The sequence below is a fragment of the Mariniflexile fucanivorans genome (genome assembly GCF_004341235.1).
Taxonomy (GTDB): Bacteria; Bacteroidota; Bacteroidia; order Flavobacteriales; family Flavobacteriaceae; genus Mariniflexile; species Mariniflexile fucanivorans.
On record NZ_SLUP01000004.1, the window covers coordinates 186,076 to 206,279 of the forward strand.

The following is a 20,204-nucleotide window of genomic DNA, read 5'->3' on the forward strand; positions in this document are numbered from 1 at the left end:
TACTTTATACTTTTTGAATATGTTGAAGCAATTGTTTTTTTGAATCTGAGCTTATGGGAATCGCTTTTTTTGAAATAACAATATGCGATGTAGCAATTTCATCTATTTGAGAAAGGTTAACAATGAACGACCTGTGTATGCGCAAAAAATGATTGTTAGGGAGTTTGTCTTCCAAATCTTTGAGTGTTACCACCAATAAGTATTCTTTATTTTTAGAGTGAATACGAGAATAGTTTCGTTCGGCTTCAATATAAAGAATATCAGCAATTTGCACTTTTACCATTTTGTCTTGGTGGCGTACAAAAATGCAATCGCTTAAAATAAACGGTAAGGTTTCATCTTCTTCAGTAGGTTCAATTTCCGATTCAATTTCAGTATAAAATCTATTAATGGCTAATTCGATAGTGCGTTGTAAATCTTGCTTTTTAAAAGGTTTAGAAATGAAGCCATAAGGATTTGTGGTTTTAGCTTTATTAAAATGTGCATCATCCGAATTTGCAGTTACATATATAATAGGAATATTGTAGTCTTGCTGAATTATTTGAGCGGTTTCTATACCATCAAGCGTACCTTTTAATTGAATATCCAGTAAAATTATATCAGGTTTATTTTCTTTTATGTGTATTAAGGCTTCTTCTCCTTTTAGTAAAATGCCCGTAATCTCGTAACCAAGCGTAGTAAGTTGCAACGACATGTTTGCTGCGATAATCATTTCGTCTTCAACAATCAATATCTTTACGGGTTCATTGGTTTTCATTGTATAAGTATTTGAATATTAAACACATATACGTTAAAACAACTTAAAGATAACTTGGGGGATCGTGTTGAGAGTGCGTGAAACATATGGGTCTTTTTTATTTATTGCTATTAAAAAAAAAGACTTAGGGTGAAAATTTATATAATATTAAAGAAAATATTGAAATTTAACAAATTAATTGCATATTATTAATGTAATATATTATATAATAAAAAAATGCTCAACAATTGTTGAGCATTAAAAAAAAAAGGTTTAGTTGGTAAAGGTTATTTAACCAATTGTTTTTCTTTTTTACTAGCAAAATTTACTTCTATTTGATTATTAATAATATCATCAAATGTTTCTCTTTTTCTTATTAAATGGGCTTCATTGTTGTACCATAGTACTTCCGCAGGACGGAATCTTGAGTTATAGTTGCTCGCCATAGAAAAGCAGTAAGCGCCTGCATTTTTAAAGCATAACACATCACCTTCGTTAATTTCATTAATTCTACGGTTGTTACCAAAGGTATCCGTTTCACAAATATAACCTACAACTGTGTAAAAACGCTCGCGTCCTTTTGGGTTGGAAATATTGATAATATCGTGGTGCGACCCATAAAACATAGGGCGTATTAAATGATTAAAACCAGAATCTACCTGTGCAAAAACAGTTGAGGTGGTTTGTTTAATGGCATTTACTTTTGTTAAAAACCTTCCTGATTCGCTCACTAAAAATTTACCAGGTTCAAAAGCTAAGGTTAAATCTTTACCATATTCTTTGCAAAATGCATTGAATTTAGCCGATAATTTTTCACCTAATTCTTCAATATTGGTTTCAATATCACCTAATTTGTAAGGTACTTTAAAACCAGAACCAAAATCAATAAAATCTAAATTTTTAAATTGTTTGGCCGTTTCAAACAAAATTTCACTGGCATAAAGGAACACTTCAATATCTAAAATATCGCTACCTGTATGCATGTGAATACCATTAATAGTCATTTTAGTATTTTCAACAATACGTAAAATGTGAGGTATTTGATGTATAGAAATTCCGAATTTAGAATCGATATGACCCACTGAAATATTAGCATTTCCACCAGCCATAACATGCGGGTTAATACGAATACAAACCGGTGTTTTTGGGTGCTTTGTACCAAACTGTTCTAATATGGAAAGGTTATCAATATTAATTTTAACACCCAATTTGGCAGCTTCTTCAATTTCATTTAAAGAAACACCATTTGGTGTAAAAATTATTTGTTCTGGAGTAAATCCTGCTGCTAAACCTAATTGAACTTCTTGAATTGAAACGGTATCAATACCAGAACCTAAGGTGTTAAACAGCTTTAATATGGATATATTTGATAATGCTTTTACGGCATAATTTATCTTAAGATGCTTAACGTTTTTAAAAGCATTCGTTAATCTCTTGTATTGATATTCAATTTTTTCGGCATCATAAACGTATACCGGGCTCCCAAAATCTTGTGCAATTTTCAGCAATTGATTTTCCAACATAATTTTAAAATTTTCGTCAAAGATATTTCTTTAGATTTAATATAAAAGAAATAAATCAAAAATTAAACAAATTAAACAAATTGTTAATTATATAACAATACAACTTAATCAATTAACAATTGTCAATTGATAATTGTCAATTATCAATTAATTACTACATTTGCGCATCTTAAACTATTTAGCAAATTATGAATTTACACGAATATCAAGGTAAAGAAATATTAAGCAGCTTTGGCGTGCGTATCCAGCGTGGTATTGTTGCTCAAAGTGCACAAGAGGCAGTAACTGCTGCAAAACAACTAAGCGCTGAGACAGGTACGAGTTGGTATGTTATAAAAGCACAAGTACATGCAGGTGGACGTGGTAAAGGTGGCGGTGTAAAACTTGCTAAAAACCTTAAGGAAGTAGAAGATATCTCTGGACAAATAATAGGAATGAACCTTATTACACCTCAAACATCGGCGGCGGGTAAAAAAGTTCATCAAGTCTTAATAGCTGAAGATGTTTATTATCCAGGAGAAAGTGAGACAAGTGAATTCTATATGTCTGTACTCTTAAACAGAGGAACAGGACGTAATATGATCATGTATTCTACTGAAGGTGGTATGGATATTGAAACAGTTGCAGAAGAAACACCTCATTTAATTTTTACTGAAGAAATTGATCCGACCGTAGGTATTTTACCTTTTCAAACACGACGCATTTCTTTTAATTTAGGTTTATCTGGTAACGCTTTTAAAGAAATGACAAAGTTTGTTACCAATCTATATACTGCTTATGTAAAATCTGATTCTTCTTTATTTGAAATCAATCCGGTTTTAAAAACAAGTGATAATAAAATACTGGCAGTGGATGCTAAAGTAACCATTGACGATAATTCACTTTTCAGACATAAAAACTATGTTGATTTACGTGATGTACGTGAAGAAAGCGCTATTGAAGTTGAAGCTGGAGCCTTAGGCTTAAATTATGTAGATTTAGATGGAAATGTTGGCTGTATGGTTAATGGAGCTGGTTTAGCCATGGCAACTATGGATTTAATAAAACAAGCAGGTGGTGAGCCAGCAAACTTTTTAGATGTTGGTGGTACTGCTGATGCAGCTCGTGTGGAAGCAGCATTTAAAATCATATTAAAAGATCCAGCTGTAAAAGCTATTTTAATTAATATTTTTGGTGGCATTGTACGTTGCGATCGTGTAGCACAAGGTGTTATTGACGCTTACAAAAACATGGGAACTATTAATGTGCCAATTATTGTGCGTTTACAAGGAACCAATGCAGATATTGCAAAAGAGTTAATTGATAATTCTGGTTTGGATGTAATGAGTGCAACCGAATTTCAGGAAGCGGCCGATAAAGTACAACAAGTACTAGCTTCATAATTTATATCCTACAAGGTTTTAAAAAACCTTGTAGGTATATTGTATATACTTGTTGGATAATTATTCTAAAAAGCCAATTTTGTAATAATAGTCACATTGAGCTTGTCGAAATGTTTCTTTTTTTAAAGTCTTCGACAAGCTCAGACTGACATTTAGGTTCTAATTGACTTATGAGTTTCAAATAAAAACTGATTTTCATTAATTACTACACCCAAAGGGTTATATAAAACAAAAAGAGCAACGTTAATCGTTGCTCTTTTTGTTTGTTTTAGAATGTAATAAACTCTTCTTCTTTATAAATTTTTTTGGTATCGCTTTCGCGGAAGCTTCGCCTTGTTCAGTTCCTGCTTGGGGATTTGGAATTTTTTCTTTTTTGGAGGTTGAGTTTTTAGGAGGCATCGGTCCACGTAAGTGAATAACCAAACCGTTTAAAAAGTTTCGTAAAATTTGGTCGCCACATTCCATATATTTTGGGTGGTCTTCATTTCTAAAAAAAGCGCCTAATTCACTTTTGGAAATTCTAAAATCTACAAGTTCTAAAATCTTAACAATATCATCATCCCTTAACTTTAAAGCAACACGTAGTTTTTTTAATATATCGTTGTTTGTCATATTTTTTATTTTCACTTAAATAAAAGCTACCGTTTATCGATAATGCAATGAGGCGGATGCTTTTCTAGCGTTTTTATGTTTTTTTGTAAAGATACTTAAAAATTTATTAAACTTCATTTAACTTAATGTAATTTGTAAATTTATAACATATTGTTAATCAGTAAATTAAATGTTTAATTTTTGTTTTTTAATTTTTATTTTTTGATAAAAAAAACAGGCTTTGTCATGGGTGATTTTAGTTTTTAATGATGAAATAAATAAAATTCACGACCAACTACGCCTGTGTTTTCGATAAGTTACATAATATCCACGATTATTAAATTACTCTTGTGTGTATCTTTATATTATTAATTAATTAATTAATCCCTCAAGACATGATTAATAGAGTAGAAAAACTAAGTCTCTTGTCTGAAATGATAGCTTTTGCTAAGTACGACAAAGATATAAAGCATATGGAATATAATTTTTTATTAGGTGTAGCCAAACAACTTGAAATATCACGAGAGGATTTCGATTATTTAATTGAAAATCCTATTAACTATATTCATTTAAAATCGCATAGCGAACGTATTGTTCAATTTCACAGATTGGTGTTATTAATGAATATTGAAAATCAAGGAGATAACAATTCAAAAAGTGTTATAAAACTATATAACTTCGGGTTAAGAATGGGCTTAAGTCATGAGTCCATTACCAAGGTTTTATATTTAATGGAAAGTTTTCCAAATAAAATAGTGCCGCCAGATGTATTAATAGATATTTTTAAAACACAATATAATTGAAGTTAACTCTCAAAACTTTAATTAAATGTTTTAAATTTCAACCTATTTAGGTTATTATAAAGCTAAAAGTGAAAACTTTTAGCTTTTTTATTTTACATCGATCTATTCATTCAAAAGGATATATGAAGAGTCTTAGTTCGGTAGCATTTTTTTTGATTCCATTTTTTATTAAGTTACACCGCAAGTTTTATTTTTTTTTAGCATCTAAATAGTGAAACTTAACATTATAACCATGAAAAAAATTACATTTCTGTTTGCTATTTTAAGTATTAACTTAACAATTGGGCAATCTTTTTACGATTTAGAAACAATACAAACCATCGAAATTACTTTTGCCGCAAGTAATTGGGATGCCTTATTAGATGCAGCCGAATCTACAGATGAATATATTGAAGCGCAGTCAGTTTCGATTAACGGAACCGTTTTTAGTACGGTTGGGGCAAAATATAAAGGCAATAGTTCTTACAGTGCCAGTAATGCAAAAAATCCATGGCATTTAGAATTGGATACCTATGTAGATCAAGATTATCAAGGTTACACAGACATCAAATTAAATAATATGATTTTTGACCCATCCATGATAAGAGAGACATTGGGATATAAAGTTTTAGGTAATTATATGGATGTACCTTTGGCAAATTACGCAAAGGTTTATGTAAATGGAACTTATTTAGGACTTTATACTAACGTAGAGTCTATTTCTAAAAAATTTGTAGATAGTCGTTTTGGTTCTAAAACAAATGCTTTTTTTGATTGTAGTCCTCCAGATGGAGCTACTCCACAATCAACTAATTTGCCAAATTTGGCATATTTAGGTACAAATAGTACAAGTTATGAATCGGCTTATGAGATGAAATCTGAAGAGGGTTGGGATGATTTAATTGCGTTAACTTATAATTTATCGACTACCACTTCAACTAACACTGCAAATATTGAAGCTGTTTTAGATGTTGACAGAGCACTTTGGATGCTTGCCTTTGATAATGTTTTTGTGAATCTAGATAGTTATATTGGACAATTCAAACAGAATTATTATTTATACAAATCTGATAATGGACAATTCAACCCTATTGTTTGGGATTTGAATATGAGTTTTGGAGTATATGGTAGTACAGGTTCTAGTACTGGAGGCCCTGGAGGTTCAACTTTAACAACGGCATCAAAAAAGACACTTTCGCATACATTACATGCGTCTGAAACGGCATGGCCTTTAGTCAATAAATTTCTGGCTATTCCTAGCTATAAAAAGAGATATTTAGCACATTATAAAACGATTTTAACAGAAGTGCTTTCAAACAGTGGTAGCGAATATTACTTAACAGATGCCCAAGCATTTCAAACACTTATTACCGATGCCGTAACAGCAGATACTAACCTATTTAGTTACCAATCCGTTTCAAATATGAGTGCTAATTTGGCTAGTACAGATATAAGTGTAACAAACAATACAGCGCCTGGAATTACAGCTTTAATGTCGGCAAGAAACACCTATTTAACGGCTTTAAGCGACTTTACAAATACACAACCAAGTATTACAAGTGTTACACCTTTAAATACAAGTCCTGCTATTGGTGGCACCGTTTCAATAACTGCCAATGTTACGAACACAACTACTACGTCTGTTTACTTAGGATACCGCTCCAGTAAGAATGCTGTTTTTGTTAAAGTACTAATGTACGATGATGGAGCGCATGACGATGGTTCTGCAAATGATAATGTATATGGCGTTTCAATACCTGTAAATGATGCTGCTATTCAATATTACATTTATGCTGAAAACACCAATATTGGCGCATTTTCTCCAGCTAGAGCAGAGTATGAGTATTATAGTATCGATGCAACATATCCTACAATTGCTTATCAAGAATTGGTAGTAAATGAAATAATGGCTTCAAACACTGCTACTGTTACAGATCTTAGTGGTAAGTACGAAGATTGGTTTGAATTATACAATAATACTGCAAATACTTTAAGTTTGGATAATTTGTATGCATCTGATTCTTCTACTGATTTATTGAAATGGCAATTTCCAACTGGAACGACCATTGAACCTTACTCTTATCTAGTAGTTTGGGCAGATAGTGATACAGACGAAAATGATGGGTTGCATGCCGATTTTAAGTTTTCTGCGAGTGGAGAGAATTGTATTTTATCTTATGCTGATGGAACTATTGTAGATGCAGTAACTTTTGGAGCACAAACAGCAGATATGGGATACGCAAGAAATCCAAACGGAACAGGTGATTTTGTAATTCAATCACCAACTTACAACGCTAATAATGAAACTAGTTTAGGTGTTGGTGATATAGAAATTTCTAGTTTAAATTTAAAATTATATCCAAACTCAACAGCTAATGTTTTAAATATTGTTGATAACGCAAATGTTGTAGAATCTATTAAAGTTTATAATTTACAGGGGCAAGCACTTTTTGCTAAAACATATTCGAACGAAAATAATATAACCATTGATTTGTCTGGTTATTCAAATGGTATGTATGTAGTTAATGTTAATAACCGACAGAATTTTAAGGTTGTTAAAAGATAAAGGAATAATGGTTTTGTATCTACTAAATTAGTTGTATGTTTAAACAACTTATTTAGTAGATATAATTTTTATTAATCCCATTTTCAGAACCTGATTTATCGAAATTCACTGTTAATGTTGAGGTTTCATCCGATGTAATAACAATAGATGTTCTTCCATAATTTCCTCAAATTAATTAATCAAAACGTCACTTGAGGTTCTTTTTCTTCCATATTAAAAGTAAATTCCCCAAAGGCTAAATAAAGTACAAGGTTTTTGTATGAGAAAAGTTGCTTAGTTTGTGAGTTAGGATTTTTCATAAATATTTATTTTCAGCTATTTCCCACTCTGACATTTCTCCAAATTCGGAAAGTGTTTTTGGTTTAATGCTAAATTTTATAATTTCAGTAGATACTTTTTCTTCTAATATATTTCCAGTTTCTGAAATTATTTCTCCTTTTTTAAAGTCGTATTTGTCATTTTCAAAATTTCCAGTTGCTGATTCCACTCCATTACTTTCAGCTTTTATAATTACCATTTGGTTATTATTAAACTCAAAAGTGTAAGATTGATTTGAACGAGCAAATTGATAATAAATAATCAACAATCCATTTTCAATCGATAATTCAGGTTCTAAATATGGCAACATGCCACCTTCGTCTCCAAGAGCGATAAATTTATTATTCTGGATAATTGTTTCTTCATAACCGTTTTTATTTAGCATAACAATTATAATTCTTGGTTTATTTTTCAATAATTTGCAGTCGGAACGTCTTTTTTCTAAAATACTGTCTTTCGATTCAAGTATTAGAGCAAAATCAGTGAGATCATCTTTATTCAAGTCTCCAGAAGATTTTTGTAAGATTCTCCAATCTGAATTATTCTCAATGGTATTTAAATTCTGTCCGATAAAATTGGGATAAATTGATTCATTATTTTGAGAATTTCCCAAAATACAAAAACATAAAAATAATAATGTCAGAATTCGTTGTTCCATATTTGTTTCAACTAAAGTATGCAAAGTTTCAATCTTCTTTTTATAAAAAATCTTAAGTTTTTTTATAATATTTCAGACATTTTATCTTGATATGCTTTTATCTCATCACGCAATTTGGCGGCCACAATAAAGTCCAACGCTTTAGCCGCTTCTTCCATAAGTTTACGTTTCTCCCGAATTTTCTTTTCAAGTTCAGGTTTACTTAAATATAAGGATTCTGGTTCTGCAGCTTTTGCTGCTTCTAATTCGTAGCTGTATGTACTTATCGAGTTCTTGGTTAATGCATTATCCAAGCTTTTGTTTAACGCTTTTGGAACTAAATTATGTTTGGTATTGTATGCAATTTGTTTTTCGCGTCTGTAATTAGTTTCGTCAATGGTTTTTTGCATGCTGTTTGTAATTTTATCGGCATACATAATGGCTTTACCATTTAAGTTTCTAGCAGCTCTACCAACCGTTTGTGTCAATGAACGTGCTGAACGTAAAAAACCTTCTTTATCGGCATCTAAAATAGCCACTAGAGATACTTCTGGTAAATCCAATCCTTCACGTAATAAGTTAACGCCAACCAAAACATCAAACAAACCTTTGCGTAAATCTTGCATAATTTCGACACGCTCTAATGTATCCACATCACTGTGAATGTAGCGACAACGAATTTGAATGCGATCCAAATATTTAGTCAATTCTTCAGCCATACGTTTAGTAAGGGTGGTTACCAAGGTGCGTTCATCTTTTTCTACACGTTGCTGAATTTCTTCAATTAAATCGTCAATCTGGTTTAAACTGGGGCGAATTTCGATAATAGGGTCTAATAATCCGGTTGGACGAATCACTTGCTCCACATAAATACCATCCGATTTTTTCAATTCATAATCGGCAGGTGTGGCACTTACATATATCACTTGGTTTTGTATGGCTTCAAATTCCTCAAATTTTAAAGGACGGTTGTCCATAGCAGCTGGCAATCTAAAACCGTATTCAACCAAATTTTCTTTCCGGCTTCTATCGCCCCCATACATGGCGTGTACCTGTGAAATGGTTACGTGACTTTCATCAACCACCATTAAATAATCATCTGGAAAATAATCTAATAAACAGAAGGGACGTGTGCCTGGTAATCTTCCATCTAAATAGCGTGAGTAGTTTTCAATACCAGAACAGTAGCCTAATTCGCGAATCATTTCCAAATCGAATTCGGTGCGTTCTTTTAGGCGTTTTGCTTCTAAATGTTTGCCGATTTCTTTAAAATAATCGTGTTGTTTTACTAAATCGTCTTGAATTTCTTTTATCGCACCTTGAAGCACATCGGGCGATGTAACAAACATGTTTGCTGGATAAATGGTCATCAAATCGTATTTTTCAATCACTTGATTGGTTTGAATGTTGAAAGATTCCATATCTTCAATTTCATCGCCAAAAAAGTGAATTCTGAAAGCATCATCGGCATAACTTGGGAAAATATCTACCGTATCACCTTTTATTCTGAAATTCCCGTGGTTGAATTCGCCTTCGGTTCTAGAATATAAACTTTGTACCAATTGATGCAATAATTTTGTTCGTGAAATTACTTGATCTCTTTCTAAAGTAATCACGTTTTTTTGAAATTCTATTGGGTTTCCAATACCATATATACAAGAAACGGATGCGACAACCAATACATCACGACGACCCGAAAGTAGGGAAGAGGTTGCACTTAAACGCATTTTTTCTATTTCTTCATTGATAGATAAATCTTTTTCTATAAAAACACCTGAAACGGGAATGTAAGCTTCGGGTTGGTAATAATCGTAATAGGATACGAAATATTCCACTGCATTATCTGGAAAAAACTGTTTAAATTCTGAATATAATTGAGCTGCTAATGTTTTATTATGTGCTAAAACTAAAGTCGGTTTTTGAACTTCTTGGATCACATTGGCTACTGTAAAGGTTTTACCAGAACCTGTTACACCAAGTAAGGTTTGATATTTTTCATTAGCTTTTAAACCTTCAGCAAGTTGTTTGATGGCTTGCGGTTGGTCGCCTGTAGGACTGAATTCGGATTCGATTTTGAACTTCATTTTGCAAAATTACGCAAAATATATGTGCTATCGTTTTAAAGTGAAATGACCCATAAAATTTCTTCCATCTTGAAGAAAAACTTTAAACCAATAATCATCGGTAGGTAACATGTTGCCATTAAAAGTACCATCCCATCCAACGGAATCTGGTCTTAATTGTTTTAAAAGTTTTCCGTAACGATCATAAATAAATATAACACTATTGGGTTGAATATTGGCATTGATGCCTTTTATCTGCCAAAAATCATTGAAACCGTCGTCGTTAGGAGTAAAATATTTTGTGTTCCCGATTACTGAAATATCCAACGTTGATTCCCCACAGATCTCATCTTGTACATAAATAGTATAAAACCCGGGTTTTACGTTGTTAAAAACAGTTTCTTCTTGGTAATTTATGAAAGGTGAACCTGCTTCTCTTAAAGCATATTCGTAATTGCCGCTGCCTAAATTTTCTGGATTTATGGTGACAGAATTATTTTCAGCCAGATCATTTATAATAACATCGTTTTGTGTGATGTTTGCTGTTTCGGAAGCTTCAACACTAATATCTTTTGATCTTGAGCAATTTGTTCCATCGGTTTTTGTTAATGTTATAGTATAGATTCCAGGTGTTGAAACTTCTAGTGTGGAGCTGGTCGCTATTTCATTGCCTTCAAAAAACCACGAATAGCTAAAGTTTTCGGTGCTATTAGCTTCATATGGATCTAAAATAATGCTGAATGTTGGATCTGAGGTACATACAATTTGAGGTGTTTCAACAGTGAATTCGGGTAGCGGATTTACATTCAAAGTAATGTAAGGTCCAAATGCTTGACAATCATTACTAATTTGGCTATCCACCCGTATGTAAATTTGTTGCGTGTTGGGATACCCAATATTTCTGTAGTTAGAAGTGTTGGTTATGGCATCATTTTCAGCTAAAGCATCGGCTTCATTTCTATAAAAAGTAACAGACGGGGTTTGTGGTAAAAAGAAACTTTCCACCATGGTTTTGACATAACTAAAATTGAAAGTAGCAATGCCGTCTGTGTCATTATTGTTATCATTGTTATTGCCATTAATATCTAAAAAATCATCGCAAGTATTAATAATTTCATTGATAGCTCCGTTAGGAATCTGGCTAATACTTACTTGTAATTGAATTTCAGAAATAGCTGTGCAACCTGAAGTAGATGTTATTCGAGCCCAAACAACTTCAGTAAATGGACTTGTGCTATTTTGATAAGCTATTGGCGAAGCAATATAATCTGGACTTGTTGTATCTCCGGAATTAGCGGCAATTTCTGTTTTGAAATACAAAAAGGTTTCGTTAGATGCATTGGTGGAAATTTTATTATTAGCTTCCGTTAAGTTGAAAAAACTAATGCCATCAATATCATCGTCACATTGTATTAAAGTAACAGATGGGTTTACAACAGGTGATGGAATTACAGAAAGTGTGATACTATCAGAATACAAACCACAGCTATTTCCAATTCTATCTAATCTTACTCGGTATTGGTAATTGTTGTATGATAATGGTGTATCTGAAATGGTTAAGTTTGCTGTTTGTGAACCATTATAAATAGCGTTGTCTGTAAAGGTGTTCCAATTAATTCCATCGGTGCTTATTTCCCATTGATACAATTCTGCTTCAGCTGAAACTATAGATAGTGTTGTGTTTAGGTGTTCGCAAACTTCTGTATTAATAGGTTGGGTTGTAATTGAAATAGGCGCGGCGATTAAATAATTGTTATTTGGCAGTGTGTAACCATCGGTGGCATTGGTGACTTTTCCAAAAGTATTTATAGTAACTGTAGAATGGCCTAGTAGGCTGTCGTTGTTGCCATCAGAGAATCCTGCTTCAATAACATCACTACATAAATCGCCATCGCTGTCTAAATCTATATAACTAAAAAGGGTATCGGCATCTAAATTGTTTACGGCATATCCAATAGCATTACTATCTGGAGATGTTTCAGCGTTATCATCCCATCCGTTAGTTCCAATTTTTGTGTTTATATTATCAATAATTCCATCAAAATTGCTGTCTGGTAAGGCGCTACCTGATTCTTCTAAATCGAAAATACCATCGTTATCGCTGTCTAAATCATAAAAATCATACACACCATCCGTATCAGAATCTAAAGGTGTTGCATTTATATTATACACATCGTCTAGTCCATTTAAATCGGCGTCAACTCCAGATAAAGCTATAATGGTTCCTATGTTTTCAATAAAATCAGGAATCCCATCGTTATCGCTATCTAAATCCAAAGCATCTTCAATACCGTCTAAATCGGTGTCTTTTTTAAAACAAGTTAGCGAAAGTCCACCATTAAAGATGGATCCCGTGGTTGGATTTTCTAGTTTGTGAACGAATGAAAAGCCATCAATTTTATTTGCCAAAAAAGTATAAGGTCTGTTTCCAGACGGTGAGGGGTTGATTTTAAAATGAATTTCAGAACCTGAAATGGTGGTAATTCCTGTTTCAAAAATGCCATCAAAATTAGAATCTACCAATAATCGATTATCAGGATCTACTAAAGTTATGTTTTTATTAAGCGGAAGTATGCCTACTATAAAATATTCTCCATCGACTGGTGAATGAGTAACGCCTTCACCAAATTTAATATTCACAGATTCTGTAAAAGAAATTTGATAGCTATTTTCAGAACTGGTTCCAGGACTTAAATTGCTCGAAAATCCTCCAGAACTATTACCCGTAAAATAATTGGGGGTTCCAGAAGTATTAGATGTTGTGTGGATACCAGTAGCAATACCATAATTTCTAGTGGCATCTTCAAAAACCAATTCTGGGGTAGCAACGATGCTTAAATTTACTTCAACATTACCTCTAGATTCTGTGCAGTTTAAAATACCATCATTGTCGTTGTCAATATCAATATTGTCAATAATGCCATCATTATCAATATCATCCGGACAAATGCTTACTGGTACTTCAACAGATTCTAAACGTTCTAAAGTACAAGCTATAATACCTATTAATTTATATTTTCCTGGAATTGTTGGTGTGTACGAAGGCGTATTTACAAATAAATTTTGAAAACCTGTACCATCATCAAACCACCATTCAAAACTGTCAAAACTTTGGGTGTTTGCAGCTTCAAGTGTAACGTTTGGAATGCAATTGCCAAGTGTTGCAAATTGTGCGTTGAAGTTTATTTCGGGTGCTGTAGGAAACCCTGAGTAAAAACTCCCTGAGGTCGCATTATTATTCTGATTAAAATAAGCGCAGTATAGCTCGTCATTACTTTGAACAGATATGTTACCACTCAGATTTAGTACTTTATAGGTTACATAATCTGGCTTACCTGTTACTGTACTTGGACCCACATAATTAAAACTAGAAATAGGGGAATTGTTAATGGTAATCGTTGCGCTTGCTTTTGTTACAATGGTGATGCCTCCAGTATAAACGGTACTTCCAATATTGTTTATGGCAGCTATGTTATCTAGATTCCCTCTGGTTTCGCAGCTTAAAGGAGGGACAAAAAACATGCCCTGGTTGGCTTCAGCACCTGCAAGACCACCAATCCCTTGGTATGCAAAAACATCTTCAGTGGTCTCCACGTACATATTGCCGTTGGCATTATAATAATAACCTTCAATTAAATAGTATTCACCTGCACTTATAGGCCCAATAGGTGTATTTCCATTAATACTTATAAAAGTATTGTTTGAATGGGCCACTATCAGCACATTTTCCCAACCATCATCCCCAGCACCTCTAACAAAAATGTATTCTTTTCCAACTTTAGAGACATCTACAATTTGATCGATGCCGTAGTCTCTTCCGCTTCCACCATAAAAGCTACCGTTCGCAGAACCACAATTAACAACAATGGGCTTGTCCGATTGTACAAGGCAGCCAATTAAACCGTTTTGATTAATAAAACTATTGTCACTATTGGTAGCTACAATATAACTTTCACCTTTATTTAAAGTAACGGTTATAGGCGTTGCGCCTGCATAGTTTTCAATGATTAATCCTGAAGGCAAATCGGAAAAAGCCACTAAAGTATTATCGCTAGTAGCCATTACCGAAACAAAATTTAAGTAATTAGATTGTGGGTTTGAATTAGTGAAACTCCCAACTCTAAATGTATACCCTAATGCCGATGTGCCCTTGCTAACCAAGGCTCCTGCTTGTGCACCTGCATTTACTCTTACCGATACATAGACAGGTCTATCCGCTTCTATAATATAACCTTTGTTAGTTTTTACGGTACTTGTTTCGTTTATATTCACAAACAATGGTGTACCTCTACCCGTGCCAATAGCATAAGTATAGGGCGATGTGTTTGATACAGTGCCAGTAATAGAGGTGGCTACCCCAACTGGTTTAATTGTAAAATTAACTGAGGAAGTGCTTGGGGTTGAAATGTAAATATAATGATCTTGAGGTGCGGAAGAATTCGTTCCAGATTCGGTTAAAGGTGGTAAAAAATGTGTTTTACTTAATTGTGAAAATGCTAACTGACCAACACATATGAAGAGTATGACAAGGAATGGATTGATATGCTTTTGGTTACACATTTTCAAATTAATTAAGAATCATATTTTATTTTGAATTTTGGGTGCAAACTAAAGTATGCTATTTTAATTAAAATAGACTTGCCAAATTATGAAAGGTTTAATGAATTCGGATGAAATGATAAAATAGTCGTTAATAGACTTAAACCTTATCGTTTTAGTGCAAAGTGCCCCTTTACTTCAAACGCATTTCCGTTTTGAATAACTTTTGCAACAAACCAGTAGTCGTCAGATGGCATATTCTCACCATTATACGTACCATCCCATCCATTGGATGTGTGCAGTAAGGTTTTAATTAATTTACCATAGCGATTGTAAATATATAAGATAGTACCCGGAAGTTTTTCAATGCCTATAATGTGCCAAGTATCGTTGTAAGTATCGTTGTTGGGTGTGAAAAATTTTGGAATATCTATAACAACCACTTCGGTAGTTGCGTCTTCACAACCGTTCAAATCTCTAATAGTTACGGTATGGACGCCATAAGTAACGTTTTCAAACACGTTGGATGTTTGTGGTTCGCCATCATCTAAAATATAAACATAATCGCCAATACCACTAATAGTGACGGTAATGCTGTTAGGGTCTGAAAAATCTACGGTAGCTGTTGAGTTTATGGTTGCAGTTTCCGATTCTACAACCGAAAAAGTTTTTGTGTATTGGCAATTGTTAGGAGTTGTTACTGTAACAGAATAAATGCCCAGATCTGTCATATCTAATTGAATTTCTGAAGCGGTAGAATTATTCACAGTAGGATTTATTGTAGTGGACCATAAATAGGTGTCGCCTACATTTCCAGTGGAAGCATTAATAATTAATGGTAAATCGTTTCCACATACAGCAACAACATCGCTTATTGGTATCATAGGAAGTGGGTTAACAATGGTTGAAAACTGTGTAACACCGTAGCATGTTGTTATGTTGTTTTCTAATCTGGCATAAATAATTTCGCCATTAAAAGCGGCATGTATATTTCCCAAGGCATTGGTGCCTGTTTCGGCATTTGCAGCATCATTATAAAAAGTAATTGTATGTGCACTAGCATCTTGTGCGCCCAATATGGCGTTGCTTGTATCCAATAAATTGAATTCAAAAAAACCATCAAAATCATCATCGCAAGAAACTAAATTGGGTGGTGTATTGGCAATGGGGTTTGGGTTTATTTGTAAAATGAATGCTTGCACAATAACACAACCTGTTGTATTATCTGAAACCCTCGCGTAAATGGTATGACTGCTAGCTGTGTAATTGTATGTGTTTGATAAAGGATCTGTATTGGTGTCGGCATCATTTTGGGTGTTGTGATAGGATATTGTAACGTCATTATTGCTGTTTACAATCATAGAGTTTACTAAAGATAAATCATAAGTATCAGTGTCATTATCACATATTTCAATAGTTCCGATGGTATTGGTTGGTGCAGGTAAAATCACATTAAGTTCCAAAGGAATAACACTGTAACAACCAGTTAGAGTATTGGCTACTTTTATATAAACGGTTTGTGAATTTGAATTGAAATTTGTTGGATTTGAAATGGCGTTTGAATTATCTAAACCATCATTTGGGTTGATATCACCTTGGTTTTCAAAATAATTAATAATGAGATTGTTTTGAACGCGATCGTTAATTTCAAAATCTGCGGTTTCTAAATTAAAAGTGGTTGTTCCATCATAATCGGTATCACATTCAATTAATGGAGCTTTTACTTCCGAAATATCTGGAGCCGCAATAATATTTATGCCTAATTCTTCAATAATAAAACATAAAGAGTCGCTACTTTCAATTCTAATGTATAAGGTTTGCGGGTTTATAGCGTTGGTGTATTGGTTTGGTAAAGGGCTTGTATTGTTTTCTGCTTGATTACGAGTAAGATGAAATGAAATATTTAGGTTATCGGTAGAACCAAGGGCAATTTCATTTCTTTTTTCATCTAAATTAAAAACATTTTTGCCATCGTTACTAGCATCGTCACACACTAAATAATCTTGTATAGGGTTGTAAATAGGGGAGGGAGAAACTTCTAAAATAAAAGAAGCAGTTCCAAAACAGCTCGCATCCGTTGTATTTTCAACTCTAACATAAATGGTTTGTGGACTTGTTGTGTTTTGGTAAATGGTGTTTTTAGGAATAGGAATTGTAAACGCCGCATCTTCAAAATAAAAGACTTCTTTACCTATTTGACCGTTTAATATTTCATCATCTTTTTCAGATAATAAAAAATCGGCAAAACTATCACCATCATCTTCACAAACTTGGTAATTACTTATTAAAGGAAAATTGGGAAGCGTATTAACAATAACTTCAAAAGATTCAATTGTATAACATCCATCTGATGAAAGTGCATCTTCAACTCGAATGTAGATAGTTTGTGTATTGGAATTGTAAGCTGTTAAATTTGAATCGGGAATGGGGTTTGAATTCGTATTGGCTTCGTCAAAAGATGTGTGTACACTAATATTTAAACCTATTCTGCTTGCAACTGCTTCATCAATTTTATCATTAAGATTTATTGTTGATACTCCGTCTTGGTCATTATCACAAATAATAATATCTGTAGGTGTATTGGTTGAAGGTGCTATTAAAACTTCTATTTCAAAAGAATTTATAGTATAGCAAGTAACTCCATTTAATCTACTCTCAATACGGGCAAAAAATTGTTGTATTCCTGAAGATGGGTGAAAAGGAGGGAGTTCATTGTTTTTGTTTTCGGCATCTAGAAATGATAGAAAATATGTGACTGTAAAATTAGTATTGCCGTTGGTTATCTCATTATCTAGAGAGTGTAATTCAATATCTACCATACCATCATCATCGGTATCGCAATAAGGTATAGGGGTTAAAGGATTAAACAATAGAATAGGATTAATTAACAGGGTGATTTCAGACATTTCAAAACAGCCTGTATCTGTATTTTCTACTCGTATGTATAAAGTTTTTGGACTTGTTGCATAATAGGGTACATTATTAGGGATTGCGTTTACGTTGGCATCTCTATCTGCTTCAGTTTCATAAAATGTTGTAGATATAGGGAATGGCAAGGGATTCCCGTTTTTGTCGGTAGCAATTTCATTTTGTATGGAGTTGAGCGAAAAAGGGAGCGAATCGGTATTGTCATTATTGTTGTCGCACAGAGCAAAATCTCCCGTATTGGTAGCTGTTATTAGTAAATTGGTATGAATTTCTAAGGGTACAATAGATGCACATCCCGTGGTATTGTCTTCAACCCTTACGTAAAGCGTTTGTTCTTCAGGATTTATATTTTGGTAATTAGTAGGGTTTGTAATAGGGTTAGCACCTGTTTGGGCATCTTCATAATTTATATGAAATGAGGTTGTTACATTGGTTAGTCCGTTTTCAATATCTGCAATTACTTCTGTTAAATCAAAACTATCAAAACCATCATGGTCGGCATCACAAGCGTCTAAATATCTAGTATCTCTAATAACTAAAGGACTTATTGTGATGATAACATCTAATGTTGAAGTGTTTACACAACCTGTTTGGGTGTTAATGACGCGTACATAAACGGTGCTGGTAGGTGTAGCAGTATTTATATATGGTAATGGTATAGGGTTGTTGCCCGTATTGGCATCGGCAGGGGTGTAGTGGTAGGTTACGGCTAAATTGCTTTGTCCGTTTGTTATTTCATCATCTTTTTCGTTTAAATATACAATGGCGAAACCATCAGGATAATCGTCGGTATCACAAACCTCTAGGGGTGTTGGATTTGTAATATTAGGAACTTGATTGACTACTAAATTAAAGGTGGTGTATGAAAAGCAGTTACTATCTAAATCATCTATTCTAACAAATATGGTTTGTGGATTAGATGTATTGGAAATGGGTGCTGTAATTTCATTAATATTGCTTCTGGCCTCTAAATCGGAATAATGATAACTATACGTGTAATTAGTAAATGGAATATTAGCGATAAGTTCGGTTGTTTTTGTTGATAGGTCAAACACCTCAATGCCATTACCTGATGCATCATCGCACAATTGATAATTTGTTAAGGAGGCTATTGGTTCTTCCGTGTTAAGTACTATAACAATTTCGTCTTCTTCAAAACATGTATTGCCATTTAAAGATACAGATACTTCAACTTTATACGTGCCATTTTGTGTTACATCCAACGTAGGGTTTACTTCGCCTACTATCAGGTTGTTATTTCTGTACCACTGGTAAAATGCTGCTGGGTTTTGTATATCGGCATTTAAAGTGGCTAAACTAGCACAGGTAGTTATATCTTCCCCTAAGTCTAAAATTTTAAAACTATCGCCTTCTATAAAAACGGCAGAATCGGATTGAATATCCGTTTGGTCTGCAATGATTAATTTAATATGATACTGAACATAAGGTGTAATGGTTGTGGATGCTGTTAACACGGTAGTTCTACCATTGTAATTGGTGTCTCCCAAGTTATACCCATCAAAATATTGCTCATTTTGAGCTGGACATACGCCAAAAATTTCATCGTGAATGGTGTTGGTATTAACGGGTGTTGAAGTTCCTGGCACTAATGCGATGTTTTGATAGGGGCCAGGGCTACCAGTTTCTTTAATAAGAAAAACAAACCCATCTGAAAATTGACATGGGTTAATACCAAAATACTCTTCGGAAGCTAATAAATAATTAAATTGAAGTTGGTTTGAAATGGAAACAATATCAAATTCAATAGAGGTAGCATTTACGGTATTGGTTATGCCCAAGGCAGTTTCTAAATCGGGATCGGTTCCCCAATTTGAAGTACCTTCGCTTAATGTTGGTGTTATGTTACCGTTGCCACCAGATATGGCGTTTCCTGTTGAAAGCATAATGCCGTTTTGAAACGGAAAGTTAGAGCTGCCTTTTTCAAAATACGCATAACTAGAAAAACCGTTGGCATTTCCGTTTACTGATGATGAAATATTTGTAATATCAACACAGCTATTTTGAACCAAGTTGTTTTCTATAAGTGGCTGTAAACCAATAGTTCCATCAACTGTTATTTGTTGTGAAAACATAAAGTTACAGCTACAAAAAAGCAGAAGTAAATTAAAGTAGTTATGT

10 protein-coding genes are annotated in these 20,204 nt (G+C 33.4%); 3 read left to right on the forward strand and 7 right to left on the reverse strand.

What is annotated here, in order from left to right:
- Positions 1–4: 4 nt before the first annotated feature.
- Positions 5–757, reverse strand: a complete 753-nt coding sequence (locus EV196_RS10040; RefSeq protein ID WP_132217625.1) for a LytR/AlgR family response regulator transcription factor — start codon at positions 755–757, stop codon at positions 5–7.
- Between the two features lie 266 nt (positions 758–1,023).
- On the reverse strand, positions 1,024–2,259 hold the full coding sequence (lysA, locus tag EV196_RS10045) for a diaminopimelate decarboxylase (RefSeq protein ID WP_132217626.1): 1,236 nt from the start codon (positions 2,257–2,259) through the stop codon (positions 1,024–1,026).
- A 188-nt stretch (positions 2,260–2,447) separates the two neighbouring features.
- Here lysA and sucC point away from each other — a divergent pair, with 188 nt between their 5' ends.
- Positions 2,448–3,641 (forward strand): ADP-forming succinate--CoA ligase subunit beta, encoded by a 1,194-nt coding sequence (gene sucC, locus EV196_RS10050; protein WP_132217627.1) that lies wholly within the window; start codon positions 2,448–2,450, stop codon positions 3,639–3,641.
- A gap of 243 nt (positions 3,642–3,884) precedes the next feature.
- Here the strand turns inward: sucC and EV196_RS10055 are convergent, their stop codons facing one another.
- Positions 3,885–4,253 (reverse strand): DUF1456 family protein, encoded by a 369-nt coding sequence (locus EV196_RS10055; RefSeq protein ID WP_132217628.1) that lies wholly within the window; start codon positions 4,251–4,253, stop codon positions 3,885–3,887.
- 374 nt (positions 4,254–4,627) lie between these two features.
- Here EV196_RS10055 and EV196_RS10060 point away from each other — a divergent pair, with 374 nt between their 5' ends.
- Both EV196_RS10060 and EV196_RS10065 read left to right on the forward strand, forming a co-directional pair.
- Positions 4,628–5,035 (forward strand): TerB family tellurite resistance protein, encoded by a 408-nt coding sequence (locus tag EV196_RS10060; RefSeq protein ID WP_132217629.1) that lies wholly within the window; start codon positions 4,628–4,630, stop codon positions 5,033–5,035.
- Between the two features lie 232 nt (positions 5,036–5,267).
- Positions 5,268–7,580: a CotH kinase family protein gene (locus EV196_RS10065; RefSeq protein ID WP_132217630.1), complete on the forward strand. Its 2,313-nt coding sequence runs from the start codon at positions 5,268–5,270 to the stop codon at positions 7,578–7,580.
- 295 nt (positions 7,581–7,875) lie between these two features.
- Here EV196_RS10065 and EV196_RS10070 read toward each other — a convergent pair whose 3' ends face one another.
- The 4 genes from EV196_RS10070 to EV196_RS10085 all read right to left on the reverse strand — a co-directional run bounded on the left by EV196_RS10070 (position 7,876) and on the right by EV196_RS10085 (position 20,158).
- On the reverse strand, positions 7,876–8,580 hold the full coding sequence (locus tag EV196_RS10070) for a hypothetical protein (protein WP_207902845.1): 705 nt from the start codon (positions 8,578–8,580) through the stop codon (positions 7,876–7,878).
- Positions 8,581–8,618: 38 nt separating this feature from the next.
- Positions 8,619–10,619 carry an excinuclease ABC subunit UvrB gene (gene uvrB / locus EV196_RS10075; protein ID WP_132217632.1) on the reverse strand — a complete coding sequence of 667 codons (2,001 nt, stop codon included), beginning with the start codon at positions 10,617–10,619 and terminating at the stop codon, positions 8,619–8,621.
- A 27-nt stretch (positions 10,620–10,646) separates the two neighbouring features.
- Complete coding sequence (locus EV196_RS10080) at positions 10,647–15,158, reverse strand: T9SS type B sorting domain-containing protein (protein WP_132217633.1); 4,512 nt, start codon at positions 15,156–15,158, stop codon at positions 10,647–10,649.
- Positions 15,159–15,304: 146 nt separating this feature from the next.
- Positions 15,305–20,158, reverse strand: coding sequence for a T9SS type B sorting domain-containing protein (locus tag EV196_RS10085; RefSeq protein WP_132217634.1), 4,854 nt, complete (start codon positions 20,156–20,158; stop codon positions 15,305–15,307).
- Between the last annotated feature and the right edge of the window lie 46 nt (positions 20,159–20,204).